13 protein-coding genes and 1 pseudogene are annotated in these 14381 nt (G+C 49.5%); 2 read left to right on the forward strand and 12 right to left on the reverse strand.

The genetic code is table 11. From position 1 onward, the window contains the following. Nucleotides 1-22 precede the first annotated feature (22 nt). Nucleotides 23-2220, reverse strand: a pseudogene (locus HMPREF9162_RS12940) (DNA topoisomerase 3). 33 nt (nt 2221-2253) lie between these two features. Between HMPREF9162_RS12940 and HMPREF9162_RS05735 the strand changes: the two are divergent. Then, complete coding sequence (locus HMPREF9162_RS05735) at nt 2254-2808, forward strand: helix-turn-helix transcriptional regulator (RefSeq protein WP_256359073.1); 555 nt, start codon at nt 2254-2256, stop codon at nt 2806-2808. 2 nt (nt 2809-2810) lie between these two features. After that, nucleotides 2811-3272 carry a hypothetical protein gene (locus tag HMPREF9162_RS05740; RefSeq protein WP_009438685.1) on the forward strand — a complete coding sequence of 154 codons (462 nt, stop codon included), beginning with the start codon at nt 2811-2813 and terminating at the stop codon, nt 3270-3272. A gap of 52 nt (nt 3273-3324) precedes the next feature. Here HMPREF9162_RS05740 and HMPREF9162_RS05745 read toward each other — a convergent pair whose 3' ends face one another. The 11 genes from HMPREF9162_RS05745 to HMPREF9162_RS05795 form a co-directional block, all read right to left on the reverse strand. After that, on the reverse strand, nt 3325-4074 hold the full coding sequence (locus HMPREF9162_RS05745) for a hypothetical protein (RefSeq protein ID WP_009438660.1): 750 nt from the start codon (nt 4072-4074) through the stop codon (nt 3325-3327). Beyond that, entirely contained in the window at nt 4071-4598 is a 528-nt protein-coding gene (locus HMPREF9162_RS05750) for a S26 family signal peptidase (RefSeq protein ID WP_009438781.1), read from the reverse strand. The genes HMPREF9162_RS05745 and HMPREF9162_RS05750 overlap by 4 nt, the downstream gene beginning before the upstream one ends. Further along, a complete protein-coding gene (locus tag HMPREF9162_RS05755; protein ID WP_248676868.1) occupies nt 4588-6351 on the reverse strand; it encodes a transglycosylase SLT domain-containing protein in 1764 nt (587 codons plus the stop codon). Before HMPREF9162_RS05755 ends, HMPREF9162_RS05750 begins: the two co-directional genes overlap by 11 nt. Before the next feature lie 50 nt (nt 6352-6401). Next, nucleotides 6402-7469 (reverse strand): type IV secretion system protein, encoded by a 1068-nt coding sequence (locus HMPREF9162_RS05760; RefSeq protein WP_009438936.1) that lies wholly within the window; start codon nt 7467-7469, stop codon nt 6402-6404. 68 nt (nt 7470-7537) lie between these two features. Next, nucleotides 7538-8776: an IS256 family transposase gene (locus HMPREF9162_RS05765; protein ID WP_009438614.1), complete on the reverse strand. Its 1239-nt coding sequence runs from the start codon at nt 8774-8776 to the stop codon at nt 7538-7540. A gap of 120 nt (nt 8777-8896) precedes the next feature. Further along, entirely contained in the window at nt 8897-9688 is a 792-nt protein-coding gene (locus HMPREF9162_RS05770; RefSeq protein WP_009438935.1) for a putative P-type conjugative transfer protein TrbJ, read from the reverse strand. Between the two features lie 106 nt (nt 9689-9794). Further along, nucleotides 9795-12287: a conjugal transfer protein TrbE gene (locus HMPREF9162_RS05775; RefSeq protein ID WP_009438820.1), complete on the reverse strand. Its 2493-nt coding sequence runs from the start codon at nt 12285-12287 to the stop codon at nt 9795-9797. Nucleotides 12288-12301: 14 nt separating this feature from the next. Further along, complete coding sequence (locus tag HMPREF9162_RS05780) at nt 12302-12568, reverse strand: VirB3 family type IV secretion system protein (protein ID WP_009438734.1); 267 nt, start codon at nt 12566-12568, stop codon at nt 12302-12304. A gap of 2 nt (nt 12569-12570) precedes the next feature. Beyond that, nucleotides 12571-12963, reverse strand: coding sequence for a TrbC/VirB2 family protein (locus HMPREF9162_RS11925; RefSeq protein WP_009438939.1), 393 nt, complete (start codon nt 12961-12963; stop codon nt 12571-12573). A gap of 85 nt (nt 12964-13048) precedes the next feature. Further along, nucleotides 13049-14014: an ATPase, T2SS/T4P/T4SS family gene (locus tag HMPREF9162_RS05790; RefSeq protein ID WP_009438776.1), complete on the reverse strand. Its 966-nt coding sequence runs from the start codon at nt 14012-14014 to the stop codon at nt 13049-13051. Continuing rightward, nucleotides 13998-14378, reverse strand: coding sequence for a hypothetical protein (locus tag HMPREF9162_RS05795; RefSeq protein ID WP_009438821.1), 381 nt, complete (start codon nt 14376-14378; stop codon nt 13998-14000). The genes HMPREF9162_RS05790 and HMPREF9162_RS05795 overlap by 17 nt, the downstream gene beginning before the upstream one ends. Between the last annotated feature and the right edge of the window lie 3 nt (nt 14379-14381).

The following is a 14381-nucleotide window of genomic DNA, read 5'->3' on the forward strand; positions in this document are numbered from 1 at the left end:
TATCATCTCTTTCCTTTATTCTCTAGTCACGCTTTAGCGCCGGACGTCCGTCCTTGTCGTTGTATGTTTTGCTGCATTTCACGCACAGCCAAAACGCGCCGTTCTTGCCGTTCAAACGGCGTAATACGGTTTCACATTCGGGGCACCGCTCGATGATCGGATTTCCTTTTTGATCGGCTTCGTAGAACATTTTCCGCCCGTCTGCCGCTATGCAGGCTTCATCACTGCAAATGTAGAAGTGTTTTTCAAGTTTCGGCGAATATTTCTTGAGGAGTGCTCCTTTTTTGCAGATGGGACACAGAGGTGCGTCTTCTGTGACGTACAGAGGGAATTTCCGGCTTTCTGCAAACTTGATATTGGCATTGACAACATCGATGACTTCATCGATGTAGGCGCCCAAGGTCTTTTTCTTCTGGGCGATCTCTGTGAGTGCGTATTCCATTTCTGCGGTTGTGTCCGGGACGGTCAGCGTCTGATCGACGTTCTCGATGAGTTTGATGCCAAATTCTGTTGGCACAAGCTCTTTTTTCTTTTTCTCAAGACATGGGATCATGGGCTTTCCTTTGATCTCCGTGGCAAGGAGTTCTGCGATGATGGTGTCCCGTGTCGCGGGGGTTCCGATGCCTTTTGTTTCTTTGAGTTTTTCACGATTCGGGTTATCCGCTGCAACGAATCGCCAAATGTTGGTCATTGCGGCGATCAGCGTTCCCTCTGTGAAACGTTTTGGCGGGGTTGTTTTCTTCTCTGGGATAGAAAGTTCACGCCGTTCCGGCTTGTCGCCCTCAGAGAGCGCCGGGAGGCTCATATTAGATTCTGCGTCCGGCTTTTCTTCCTCGTCTTTCTCGATAGCGCGAAAGCCCTCATCGATAATTTTTCGCCCGCTGCCGGTAAGTTTTTCATCGCCGGCTTTAAGTGTGAAGTTTGTCTGTTCGTAAACAAAGGGGGTGGCGAACTGCACAAGGTAGCGCTGCGCGATGAGGTCGTAGATCTGTTGCTCTTTTTCGTCAAGATTTTCCGCCGGTACGCCGGTCGGAATGATGGCGTGATGCGCCGTGATTTTTGCGTCGTTAAAGGCTTTGCTCCGGATTCTGGGTTCCACTGCATTCGCGGCTTTTGAAAGGTGAGAGAGTTTTTGCAAGGCTGCAATGATTTTCGCTCCATCTTCATGCTGGGAGACGGGAATATAGTTGCAGTCGGATCGAGGATACGTCACATATTTCTTTTCATAGAGGGATTGTACGGTATCGAGGGTTTCTTTTGGGGAGAGTCCATAGGTTTTGTTTGCGGTGATTTGCAGTGTGTCAAGGGAGTACGGCAGCGGCGGATGCTGCGTTATTTTTTTGTTTTGATTTCGGAAACAACAACATCGCCGTGCTCTATTTTGAGTTTGATTGCTTGCAGGAGTTTCTTGTCGAGGATGCGCCCCTCCGGATCGGCGGGCAGTAGGTCGGACGGCATATATTTCGCGCGAAAATCTATCCCGTCTTTCCGGAATGTGCCGATGAGTTCATAGTATTTCTTGGACTTAAAGCCTTGTATCTCTTTTTCGCGGTTGACGACAAGTGCAAGTGTCGGTATCTTGACGCGTCCGACGCGGAATATCCCCGTATAGCCGTATTTTCGCGCACACACGGTATAGGCACGGGAGAGGTTCATACCGATCAGCCAGTCGGCGCGGGCGCGCGCGAGTCCGGCGTGGTATAGTCCTTCAAATTCCTTGTTATCGCGTATGTCGGCACAGGAGCGCTTTAGACTCTCGTCATCTTTTGCGTTGATGAGGAGACGACGGACTTGCCCCTGAAACTTGCAATAATCAAGGATCTCATCGATGAGGAGCTGCCCCTCGCGGTCTGGATCGCCCGCATGGATTACGATGTCCGCTTCTTTGAGGAGTTTTTCGACCACTGCAAATTGCTTTGCCGTGGCGGCGGGCGGTTTGACGATCCACTTTTTGGGGATGATGGGATAGCTCGACCATGCCTTATATTCTTCGCCGTATGCTTCGGGCATTGCGGGCGCAAGAATATGTCCTATTGCCCATGTGACGGTAGTGTCTCCATTGTGGATGTACCCCGTCTCTTTCTTCCCCTCTCCATGCCATAAATACGCGGCGAGCGTTCTGCCGATGTCCGGTTTTTCTGCAATGTAGAGTGTTTTCATGATGTTTCCTCTTTTCTTTTTACCTGTATTATGATAATATGTTGTATAGGAGGTGAACATGTGGAAATCGATGTATTCCCCTTTGCCTTGCGAATGCTGCGTAAAGAACGAGGCTTGACGCAAACACAACTTGCGGGTATGATGAGTTTATCTCAGCGGCAAATATCCCGCTTTGAATCTGGTAAAGATATGCCGCGTCCGGAGACGGTGACGCTCCTGCGGCAGGTATGTAACCTCGAGAACGACGATGACTGGCACGCCGCTCTTGAACGTGCAAAAAAGGATGCCGACGCCTCAAAAGCTGCCGATGATACGGTCGGGCGTCGAATTCGCGTCATGCGGACGTATTTTAAGCAGTCTCAAGAGAGCTTTGCAAAAGAACTCGGTATTAGCCAGTCTGCGATGTCCTCGATGGAACAGGATCTTACTTCACCGCCTTATGAGGTGCTCTGTGCACTGGGGCGCATGGGTTTTAATCTAAACTGGATCCTCTATGGGGATGCAGACGACCTTTCTCCACGCGCCGTATTGGATCATGTCGCCGGCAGTCATGAGATGCAAAAAATCAATAAATTGCTCTCACCCCTGCCGATCGAGCGGCTGACCGCCGTTCGAAAAGCGATGGAACTGCTCTTATGGAGGGAATGATTATGAAATCAAAGGGGTTCTTGCTGCTCCTCGTTCTGCTCTGTCTGTTGGTCGCGGGCTGCAACGAAGAGGAAAAGTACAATACGGCGAAAAACGAATATCAAGCGCTCTATAAGGAATGCACATCACTCCAACTGCTGACAGGTGAACGCCCTAAATTAGTGAATGGGAAATATACAGAGTCCACGCTTGCGATCAATGAAGATACACTCAAGAAGCATGATGAATACGTCCAAAAGATGGATGATAAAATTGCCGAAATGGAGAAATACGCGACTGCAAAGGTTGAGATGAACAATGATTTTCAGCTCATTAAGGAAAATCATCAGCAATATAAAAATCAATGGAAGTCACGGGTTAAGGAAGCAGAGAATGAGGTAGAAAAAGCAAAAAATATGCTAAAAGAGCGGCAACGTGTATGGTCTGATCCTTACACAAGAAACGGTTTAGGTATGGGGCAATAACAGCTTACATATCCGCTCCATCCCCAAAAAGCAGGGCATACGCCCTGCTTTTCTATTGCCCGAATTTCAAAAATCCAAACGCCTTGCTCTCGCTTTTGTTGTTGCGCTTATCAAAATCCGTTGGATGAAACGGATCGTATGGATAAACGGTCATACGCTGCGCGTCTTCACGTTGTATGTTCTCCTTGATATATGCTGTTTCTTGTTCCTTGACGGCGTTTGTATAGGCAGTGCCGATGAGCTGTGCTTCATCGATGCTGCCAATGGCTTTAAGCGCTGCAAGTTGGTTTGCCTTTTGCCGTTCGCTTAATAGGCTGTCGTCCGACGCGGATGCGATTTGAGCGGCAAGACGGCGCCGCTCTTCCTGCCGCTGTACGGTATCGGCTGCGATGTTTCGATAGGTTAAATTATCGTCCATATCCCGCTTGCGTATAAGACTCAACGGATCGCCGCCGTGTTCATAATCTGTGATTGCATCGATGTAGAGACGGTGCAGAGGATCATCCGCTTTTGGATTGAATATTGTCCGGATTTCCGGGAATTTCAGTGCACTCTTTACGGCATCTTCCATTTCACGCGGATAGAGGTCAATCCTCATCATTGCTATGATTTGATTCTTGAGTTTCTGCACTTCGTTCTTGACTGTTTCGACCATCTGTGCCGTTTCTTTTACGCTGTCAAAGAAGCGCTTTGCGTCAAATACATGGGAGCCGGGATGGATAACCGCGCCCCACGCCTGCGCCGTTGGGCTGCTGAGCGCCATGCCGGCAACGATCGCTGCAATAACGATCTTTTTTGTCATTTGAACACCTCCTTGAGTGAATTGACTACAGGATTATCATAGGACAGAAGCAGCAATACTTTCTTGTCGATCTGTGTTTGCTTGATACTGCCGAGATACCGCGAATCAAAGGAATCATCGGGATCGTTGAGCAAAAGCAGTTCTCCTTCCGGCACTATATAGGTGCCTTGCTCCTGCTGTGGCAATAGATCGCTGCGGCAGATCGGATAGCTGCGCTGCGCCGTTCTGAGCGCTGACGCGTCTATTGTGTAGGATTCCCCGGGGAATCCCTGCACGCGCTTGAGCAGTAGATAATCCTTTTTAACGTGCAGACTTTCCACGGCTTCCGGAAGCCTTACAACAACATAATCTCCGCGCGTGAGGCTTTGTATCGGCGTCGCGATATAAAGCCCCTGCGGTGCGGACGGCGATACGTTGCTGTAAAACAGTTTACCAAATGCGATGTGCAGCGCTCCGACGATGCCGAATACGCTGAGGATGCCGGCGACAAGGAGCTTTGTTTTTCTGCGTTCCTTAAAGTTCATACCGACCTCCCAGCGACTGCATAATCGCCTTTGGTATCTTTAAGGTGAGACATGCAAGTATCGCGACACCAATGCACATAAGCAAATGTGTTGCCGCCTGTTCCGCCGTGATCGATGCCTTTGCGATGTATGAGCCGGACATATTTTGATACACGAGATTGATATACTCGTTTGCCCATGCCGGAAGCGGCTTATTAGGATCAAAGCTGTATGGTCCGCCGTTGTAACCGGCAAGCGCTTTGTTCCAGTCCCCAAACATTTCATACATGTTCCGCATATAATGCGCGCTTGCATCGAGTGCCTGTGCGGGATCAAAGGGATCGATCCCCCACCCCGCCGCCGTGCCCGGCATGAACTGTGCGATTCCCTGTGCGCCGGCACTGCTGACGGCGTTCGGATTCCAGTTCGATTCGAGCTGTATCTGAGCGAGAAAAAGATTCACAGGGACGCCGTATTTCTGCGCCGCTGCCGTTGCCATAGCGACGTATTCGGGCGGTCCATGGATGCCCCCGGTACCGGTGATTGTCTGTCCCTCTAGTTCCGTTTGAAAGAGATCTTTCGGGACTTCGGCGTCTTTGATGCAGAAAAAGCAGAGTCCTATCATGATGGACATGAGCGAGAGTTTGATCGTGCTTGATACAAGCCCTCCAAGAGAGCCTTCTGCAATGAATTTTGTAAATCCGAACGAGGCAAACGGCACGGTGAACACGGCGAGCAATGCGGCGAGATAAAACTCAATGTAGGTGAGCATGACGTGACAGGCAAGGATGAAGAACACGCCGATCACGAGAAAGGACGAGATCCATATGATGGCGATGCTGCCTATGTTGTAGGTGAACTCAAATGTGCCGAATGAGGCAATTTTATTGAGCGCGGGATTCATCAGTGAGATCGCCTTTTGGAGGAGAAGCTGCGGCTGTGATATGTTCTGCTCTATGACGGACGGATCACCGATGTATGTTCCCGATATACTCGATACGATGGACAAAAAGAAGTCGTTGACGATGGTTGACCAGTTGATCAGGAGGAAATACAGGAATCCGTATTTGAAAAACTTTGCTGTGAGCTGCGGCAGGGAAAACTCCAATCCCGATGTCATGATCGGCAGCGTAAGGTCAATAATGCATAGGACGAAAAGGAGCGCAAGCCCTGCTTGCTGCAATCCTTTGTAAGCGCCGCCAATGGCATTCACGAATACCTGCATGACGTCGTTGATTCCCTCGCCGAGCTTTTGCATCGATTCTATGCCCCAAGGGATATCCACATGATCGGCGCCGCCTGCACCTACGATATTGCCGGACAGATCAACGCCAAGCGCCAATAGATACGGGACGGGATCAATCTGAGAGCCGTTCACGCCATGCACGCGATGCTCCACATGGCAGTGCGGTCCGCTCGAATAGCCGAGCGGACCGTCATAGGCGTCGCCGCCGGTATATCCGATGATCGTTCCTTCCTGCACGTTTCCGGTCGCACAGTGCAGCGTCTCTTCGGCACAATCCCCAAAGAGAAGCGTTCCTCCCTCCGGTGTGCGAATCTCCACCCAATAGATATATCCGCTGCCGGCACCGTGCTCGACAAAACCGTTAAATGGTGCATGTATCGGTGTCCTAGAGTTTGTGCCGATGTCTATGCCTTTGTGGTACTTGCTTGCTCCGCCGCCGGTGTCACGCGGTCCAAAAGGGGATGTAACCGCACCGCCCGGAAAGGGCGGCATTGCCGCCGCAAGGGAGGTCGGCATCAGGAGTGCCATTACGATAAGGAGTATGCTGCATATTCTCTCTCTCATAGGCTATCTCATCTTTAATTCCGATTCCCTTGTGGCGTTCTAAAGACTTCACCGGATGCTATATTTTTTGCATCTTCTGCGGCATTCATTGATCTCGTCGCCCCCTTGATGAGAGCTTGCCCTATCTTGCTGTTTGCAAAGGATTGACGTGCGGCAGATGATACGAACTCTCGTGCAAAGCTTTTCCCGCTCGTTGCAGATGCGGCTTTCGCCATGTGCGCCGTCGCACCGATTGCTCCGGCTGCTGCGGCAACGGATGCCCCCGCCGTCATGGGTGCCGAAGCGACACTTGCTGCCATTGCCGCACCTGCTTTTAGCCCCCCGAGGGCTTGTCCCCCCTCAAGAGAGGGCTGTCCATTCATAAATCCCGCCGCGAGATTTGGGAGCTGCCACATAAGAAACGCCATAGTTGCGTAGGAAAGCGCATAGCGCAACGTATCTCCAAAGGACGGTTCATCCTCCGGTGTCCACCCGGGAATACCGCCACCGGCACTTTCAAGAAGAGTATTAAACAACCCAAGAATAAAGATCATGACCATGAGTTTTACGCCATAGGAAAACACAGCGGATATGACCCGCTGAAAGAGGAACTGTGTATATTTGAGCGATCCGAACGGCAGAAGAATGACCGCCAAGGTTGCAAAAACGTTGAACTCGATCTTTGTGATAAGAATTTGAAATGCCATAAAGAAGAACGCTGCCAATGTAACTATAATATATAGTAGATACATCAATAGTCCCGGTCCTAAAAGACTGAGCTTATGATCCATCATATACGATAATATTGCACTGCAAGCATCAAATCCTTTATCCATAATCTCTGATGGGGTTATTGGAGCCGTGTCTATCGTTCCTCCGGAAGCGATAATCCCTGCATATTGAAAGGATACTAGTATTGCCTGATTGATCTTGTCCATGTTCAATATAAAGAACATGAAGAACCCGATTTTCATGACCTTCGCCGTGATCTCAGCAAGGCTTAGTTTTCCACTATACAGCGTCCACGTAATACATATGTCGATTACGGCAAAAACCATAACCAACTCCATGGCATGAGGAGCGAGTGCCTTATATCCTGTCATGCAGTGATCTTCAAAAAATACTAAAAGGTCATTGAGAAAGGGTTTGTCAAGTAAAGTGTGTAAGTTTCTTATAGAGCGGAATATTTTCGGATCATCTGTCCGACCCGCTCATCAATACAGAGTTGATTCATCACAATCGCCCAGTTCTGAATGGAGTGTCCCTTCCATTTCTTGTACAGCTCCTTGATCCGTAAGTAAAGCACCTTGAACACAGCCGTCTCGCTTTGAAATGCCCCCTGCTTCGTTACTTTGCGAAAACTTGCATTGACACTCTCTATCGCATTTGTTGTGTACATGACACGACGGACATCACTGCCATATTGGTAAAGTTGTTCAACATGCCGGAAGTTGTCCTTCCATACGCGAATTGCGCCCGGATACTTGCTCCAAGTCTCACAGAATTTCTCAAATTCGCTCTGTGCAGCCCGAAGGCTAACTGCCCCATAGATCTTTTTAAGTTGTGCCGTAAATGCCTTGTAATCCTTGCTCGGAACGTATTTAAGAGAATTGCGTATCAGGTGAACAATGCACCGCTGTACCACCACGTTCTTAAAGATCGACTTTGCGCCGTCTTCCAGGCCGCTCACTCCGTCCATTGATATGAAGCCGATGTCCTGTACGCCGCGTGCTTTGATCTCGTCAAATACCTGCATCCAGTGATGTTTGCTTTCCGTATCGCCCATCCATAGCCCTAGAACGTCTTTCTTGCCTTTTAGGTCATATCCGAGGATCACATATACCGCTTGATCAGATACGCCTTTGTCACCGCGCATTGAAACATAGATACAGTCAACGAAGACAAACGGATAAAATGCCTTGAGCGGTCGATTTTGCCATTCATGCAGCTCGTCAAGCACACTGTCTGTAATATGCGAGATTTGCTCAGCACTGAGCATAAAGCCATAGATGTCATCGATGGTGGAGGAGATGTCTCGCTGACTCATTCCTCTGGCATACATCGCGAGGACTTTTCCTTCAATGGACGAAACGTCCGTCTGTCTTTTGGGAACGATTTGCGGTGTAAAAGAGCCGTCACGGTCTCTTGGGACGCTGATGGGAACCTCGCCTGCCGAGGTTTTGAGGACTTTGGGGGTATATCCGTTGCGGCGATTTGCTGTATCCTTTTCGCTGCGCTCGTTGCTCATGTAACCGAGATGGTTTTCCATCTCGCCGTTGAGCATGGCTTCAAACATGGGACCGAAGATTTCTTTGAGGGCGTTTTGCATGTCTTCTACACTCTTGGGCTGATACTCTTCGATAATTGCCTTAGCGAGCGTTGCACCGCGCCGTGGGAGCCTCTTTGACATAAGGGTTCCTCCTTAGTTTTTGACTTCCCCTCACCGGGAGTGTTCCTAAGCTGTCTTCCTACTTACACAGTTTATTATACACTCCCCTTGAGAAACGTTGTATTTCCAAATTCCATATCGTCACCAATTCATACCTAATCCATTGCGTTTGAATGGATCAGACTCTCTTATTGTTGGGCGGTTTATATTGGCTGCCTCCCGATGCATTCTCTCTATCGTTTGCGTGGTTGCCTTTGCCATTGCTTCGCCTAGCGCGCGCTCATTTTGCTCTTTGACGATTTTCCGCTGCGCTTCCATGATTTGATTTTGTGATGAGATCGCCTGTATTGTAAGTTTGATGCTATCAATATTTGCCTGTTCGAGGGCAATTTCATTGGCGATCTGCGCCGCTTGCTTTGCTCCTTCAGGGCTGCGGTTGAGATCGATCAGTTCTTGCAGACGCTTTTGTGCGTCCTGCAAATCTTTCATGAGATTATGGTATGCTGCGATGTCCTTTTTGTTCTGCAAGGATTGCAGCGCCTGCATGGTTACTTCAACGTTGCGTTCACTCATTGAGGTATGAGAGAGTCCGCTGTCGGCATTGATCACAGGGAATTTTTCATCCCATACTTTTTGCCACATACCTTCTTCTGAGAGAATGCCGGTCGGCTGTGCGTGCTCTTTTGCCTTTTGAATGCTTGCGAGAAATTCCGCTTTATATTTTTCAAGCAGTTTTCCCGGTAGGCTTTTGAGTTCTTGCAGTTGCAGGGCGATCTGCTGTGCGGTGTTTGTGACCACCTTGATGCTCTCAAGGTAGGTTTTGAGCTGTTGCTGTATGTTTTGCGTATCGATGACGGGGATCGCGGCGGATGCCGGGAGCGGGGCAGCGGCGATGCTGCCCGCAATGAGAAGTGCTGCTGCTATTTTTTTCATGGTTCCCTCTCCTCTCAAGGTGTCCATAATGGACACCGAAACGCAAGGATATTTATGAATATTATTGAACTTTCTTCAGGTGTTCATAATGGACACCTTTTTATGGTCACGCGATATAGTTGCGCCTATAGTCTTCCCATTCATCTACTGCATTCTTATAGGCAAGCCACTTCTCGATGAAGCGATCTCGATCACCGGCGTTGAGGATGTCATTGATCGCCTGTTGGTCGGTTTTGGAAGTCGCCGTAACGAACGGGATTTCAATGGGACGCAAGGCAAGGCGAAAAATGCGGTTGCCTTTTTCACTCGAATAGTAATAGTCCTGCTTCGGCGTCATATTGGCGATGAGTTCTACCTGCCGCTCGTTGCAGTTAAACAACTTATACAGCTCTTTGCTCTGCACTGTTGCCGCTTGTTTGTTTGGCAGATAGATTCTGTTCGGACAATTCTCCATGACGACATGCAGGAGTTCCGGCTTATTTGCAAGGTCGGATAGGTTCTGCGTGGCGAAAATGATTGAGGTATTCTTTTTTCTCATGTCCTTGAAGTATTCTCTGAGCTTTTCTTTGAATATGGGATTGTCAAAGAAGAGCCAGCATTCGTCAAGAACGATAATAGAAGGTCCTTTTGCATGCTTTAGTTTGCCCTCGATGCGATGAAAGAGATAGTCGAGGGTTGCGGGGACGATAGCAGGTGTCGCCATAAGTGTTTCCATTTCATAGACTTGCCAACGCCCCGTGCCGGATACGTCTTTGTTATTGTCAAACAGTTTGCCATAACTTCCCTCCTGCGTGAGAGATTTGAGGGCTTGCCGGATCTCTTTATCCTGCACTAGCTCGCAAAAGGTCGAGATGGTACGCTGCGATACGGGAAACTCTTTGAGTGAGACAAGGGCTTTCCATACAAAATTGTCCTTTGCAGGGGTGATTGTGACGTTGCGCTGCTGCAAATAGGCGATGATCCATTCTTTCGCCCATTTGATTTCGTCCTCATTATGAATTTCTGCCAACGGTTGAAAGGATAGTTCTCCTTCTCCTTCGCTTGCGATATTGTAGAAATTCCCTTCGACGGCAAGTGTCAAGGCACGGCTTGACATTGCTTTGTCAAATACAAAGACGTTGGCGTCTCTGTATTTGAGAAAGTGCGCCTCAATCGTGTTGAGCAGCACGGATTTCCCCGACCCTGACGGTCCGCATATCATCGTATGCCCTACGTCACCCACATGGAGCGACAAACGGAACGGCGTATATCCTGCCGTATCGGTATAGAGCAGTACAGGCCCCTTGAGGAAGTCATTCTTTTTGTCTCCGGGCCACGTCGCCGTGACCGGGGCCATATGACAAAAATTTAGGCTGCTGACAATCGGACGCCGTATATTGGCGCGATAACAGCCCGGGATCGATCCCCACCATGCTTCCATCGCGTTATCCGTCTCGATGTAACCGGTATATCCAAGAGAGTTGATTCCCTCAAGGACACGGTTGGCTTTCTCGCTGCATCGCTGCGCGTCACGGTCAAGTACCATCATGGTCATGGTATAGTAACCGTAGCTTACATAGTCTTGACCGAGTTCTTGCAGCGCCGCACCGGCATCGTCACGGTTGTATGCTGCCGTTTCATCAAGGTCATGCGCGGCGGCTTCTTCGCTTGTCTGCTGTATTTTCTGTTTGTTGATCGCCTCGAGGACTTGCGTCCAAAAGCCCTTTATTTGTTGATTCCAGCGTTTACGATACCCCCTCAGCTCTTCTTCCGCATCCGGCTTACTCATGCAAATGAATCGAGATACCCAGCGATATTCGAGATCCATACGGTCAAATACGTCAAATACGCCCGGTTCAGACATGGGCGGGAAGTTGAGGATCGTGACGATCTTCATATGCTTTTCGCCGATCCGCATTTCACGACCGCCGAGGATGTCGGCGTCACAGATGTAGTCCGTGACATAATAAGACGGGTTTATTTTCACCGGATGATATTTATCCGAGACGGTCGAATGAAGATAAGTGATTGTCTCTTCTGCCCCGAGCGGTTTGATATCCGGAAGCCAAGCTCTCAGCATATCGCCAATGAGGTTGGCGTTGCTAATGAATTTTTCGACGCATTCCACGTACAGGCGCATCTCCGCGCCCTTTCCTTTGTTCTTCGCGTCCGCGATGAACGCGTCTGTGATACGCGATTTGATAAGCTGTGGCGGCTCCGCGAACACAGTGAAATAGTAGCGCGTCTCAAAGTGTTTCTGTCCCGCATAATACTCTTTGCGGTCATTTTCCATCTTTTGGATGATAGGGATGTCAATCTCAGATTGGTCATAATCCCTTGACCGGCTGCGCTGTGATTCGAAGTATAGAACATAACCGGTCGGCAAATTCTTGATCACGTTGTTGAGCGCGGCGTTGTACTGTATGAGATCCAGCGGTGTAGCACTCTCCATATCGGGACCACGAAATTCATACACGGCAAGCATGGAATGATCCTTGCCATGTACGATCCCGGTGTCTTGATCAATATATGCCCACGGCAGCAGGTATTGCAGCCGTGGTTTTTCCTGAAAGACGCCGATCTCTTGTGAGAACGGCTTGCTTTTCTTTTGAAAAAGCATTCGTTTCCCCTCTCCTATCGGTAGTAAAAAACTTTGTGCAGCCGCGACTGCCAAAAGACTTCGTGGAACTGCGCGTCCTGCTGCCCTAACATGTGAAAGATATAATGTGCGATCCCGGCGATGATCATCACGCTGAACGTCTTAAAGATGACGCCGCCGAGAATCGCTAAAAATATTTCCGCGATAAACAGATTGCGCGGGACGCCCATCCAATACAAAGGTGCGACAAGCGACCGATGAATTGGAATTTCATATCCTTCCGGCATTTTCTCTACGTCCATAATTACCTCGTCCCCAGCGCCATAATCGTAAGACCGCCGGCTGAATCATAAATAGCATTGACAAATCCCGGTGCAAATAGGCAAATGGAAATGGCAAAGACGATAACGATAAATTTCTGCGTGCCTGCGCCGCCATGACCACCAATGAGGGCAATCGCCGCACCGACAATCCCCATAGCACCAAGAGCCATAGGGATTGGTCCTGTAAGCTGATCTACCAATGCATTAAAAAATTTCATCCACGGAAAATCGATAGAAACGCTCCCTTTTTGTCCTGAGTGCTTCAAGGACGAAGAGACAGACTGTGCAAATACAGGGTGCATCATCACTTGTACCTGCATAAAGACGGCAGCAACCATAATATACTTCATGATGGACTTGCATATTGTTTTCATTGTGGTAGTTCCTCCCTTAATTTGCCCGGGTGTCCGGTATGGACCCTTCCCTTATTTCTGAAAGGTGTCCATTATGGACACCTTGTCAAACATGGTTGATGCTATACCGATGCGCTGCGGAATCGTAGGATGCGACCTCGATGATGTCGCTGACGATACGTGTTTTTCTGCCGTCCGGCAGTTCAACATGCTGAATCGCAACAACAACATCGATGGCTTCACCGATGAGTTCTTTGACCTCCCCGGCAGCGTCCGGATCCTCCTGCGCGAGGGATAGGATACGGGTGAGTCCTTCTTCCGTGCCGTCGGCATGTACGGTGCAGGCTCCGCCCGGGTGTCCGGTATTCCATGCCTTAAGCATGGTATATGCGGCGCCGTCCCGAACCTCACCGACGACTATGCGATCGGGGGATCGGCGCATACAGTCTGCAAGGAGACGGGTCATGTTATAGCGCACTTTGCTTTCGCCCGTATCCTGCATCGTAAACATCGGTGAATAGTCGTCTGCGGGGCATTGCAGTTCCGGCAGATCCTCAAGAGAGATCAGGCGATGGAACGGCGAGATCTCTGCAATCGCTGCGAGAATGGCGTTCAGGAAGGTGGTCTTCCCGGTACCTGTTCCTCCTGCAATCAAGATGTTTTTACGTTCTTTGATGCTCTCTTCTAGGTAGGTTTTATATTTCTCCGTCATGAAGCCTGTGTTTACATAGTCTTGCAGGGAGAATATCTTCACTGCCTTTTTTCGGATATTGAACTGCGGATGCCGAACGATCGGCGGCAACTCTCCTTGAAAACGTGCGCCATAACCTTGTATCTCAACGGAAATAGACGGAATTTCCTCATTCACGACTTTTCCCGCTTGACCGGCGGCGAGTTCGATGATTGCCTGTGCCTTGACCGGCGGCAGATAGATGTCTGTCTTGACCTTGCCCTCGTCGTGAGAGATGTAACGAATCATGCCGTCGTCATTGATGTAGATCTCCGTGATGTCGTCCCGTTGCATAAGCACGACGATCTCCGTACCGATCATGACGTCAAAGTTGGTGTTCATCGGTTTCCTCTACGATGGGTTCTTCGCCGTCCGATACCTGTGCCTCCGGCTCTTCCGCTGACGGCTCGACAAGATCTTCAAAACCGGCGTCCGGATGTGCTTCCGAAAAGCGTGCATATGCGGCGATGTAATTATCTATCGCCGTTTGATCCCCCTCGTCGATATGCTCTTTCGCATGGAGGAGCGCACCTATGAGGATTGCCATATTCTCGACGGGGAATCCTGTCTGCTTGATGATGCGCCCAATGTCTATGGTACGCTGTGCCTCCATGCCGCGCTTCATCCGCTTCATTTCGGCTTGCAGGGCTTCCTGCCGCTTTCTGAGGGTTGCAAATTTTTTCTGCATTTGCTTTAATGTTGCCATCTC

The organism is Selenomonas sp. oral taxon 137 str. F0430, assembly GCF_000183625.1.
GTDB classification, from domain to species: Bacteria; Bacillota; Negativicutes; order Selenomonadales; family Selenomonadaceae; genus Centipeda; species Centipeda artemidis.

Excerpts from the sequence above, each read along its gene's own strand:
- HMPREF9162_RS05735 (WP_256359073.1), top strand. The coding sequence starts at position 2,254 with ATGCTGCGTAAAGAACGAGGCTTGACGCAAACACAACTTGCGGGTATG.
- HMPREF9162_RS05740 (WP_009438685.1), top strand. The coding sequence starts at position 2,811 with ATGAAATCAAAGGGGTTCTTGCTGCTCCTCGTTCTGCTCTGTCTGTTG.
- HMPREF9162_RS05745 (WP_009438660.1), bottom strand. The coding sequence starts at position 4,074 with ATGACAAAAAAGATCGTTATTGCAGCGATCGTTGCCGGCATGGCGCTC.
- HMPREF9162_RS05750 (WP_009438781.1), bottom strand. The coding sequence starts at position 4,598 with ATGAACTTTAAGGAACGCAGAAAAACAAAGCTCCTTGTCGCCGGCATC.
- HMPREF9162_RS05755 (WP_248676868.1), bottom strand. The coding sequence starts at position 6,351 with ATGGCACTCCTGATGCCGACCTCCCTTGCGGCGGCAATGCCGCCCTTT.
- HMPREF9162_RS05760 (WP_009438936.1), bottom strand. The coding sequence starts at position 7,469 with ATGACAGGATATAAGGCACTCGCTCCTCATGCCATGGAGTTGGTTATG.
- HMPREF9162_RS05765 (WP_009438614.1), bottom strand. The coding sequence starts at position 8,776 with ATGTCAAAGAGGCTCCCACGGCGCGGTGCAACGCTCGCTAAGGCAATT.
- HMPREF9162_RS05770 (WP_009438935.1), bottom strand. The coding sequence starts at position 9,688 with ATGAAAAAAATAGCAGCAGCACTTCTCATTGCGGGCAGCATCGCCGCT.
- HMPREF9162_RS05775 (WP_009438820.1), bottom strand. The coding sequence starts at position 12,287 with ATGCTTTTTCAAAAGAAAAGCAAGCCGTTCTCACAAGAGATCGGCGTC.
- HMPREF9162_RS05780 (WP_009438734.1), bottom strand. The coding sequence starts at position 12,568 with ATGGACGTAGAGAAAATGCCGGAAGGATATGAAATTCCAATTCATCGG.
- HMPREF9162_RS11925 (WP_009438939.1), bottom strand. The coding sequence starts at position 12,963 with ATGAAAACAATATGCAAGTCCATCATGAAGTATATTATGGTTGCTGCC.
- HMPREF9162_RS05790 (WP_009438776.1), bottom strand. The coding sequence starts at position 14,014 with ATGAACACCAACTTTGACGTCATGATCGGTACGGAGATCGTCGTGCTT.
- HMPREF9162_RS05795 (WP_009438821.1), bottom strand. The coding sequence starts at position 14,378 with ATGGCAACATTAAAGCAAATGCAGAAAAAATTTGCAACCCTCAGAAAG.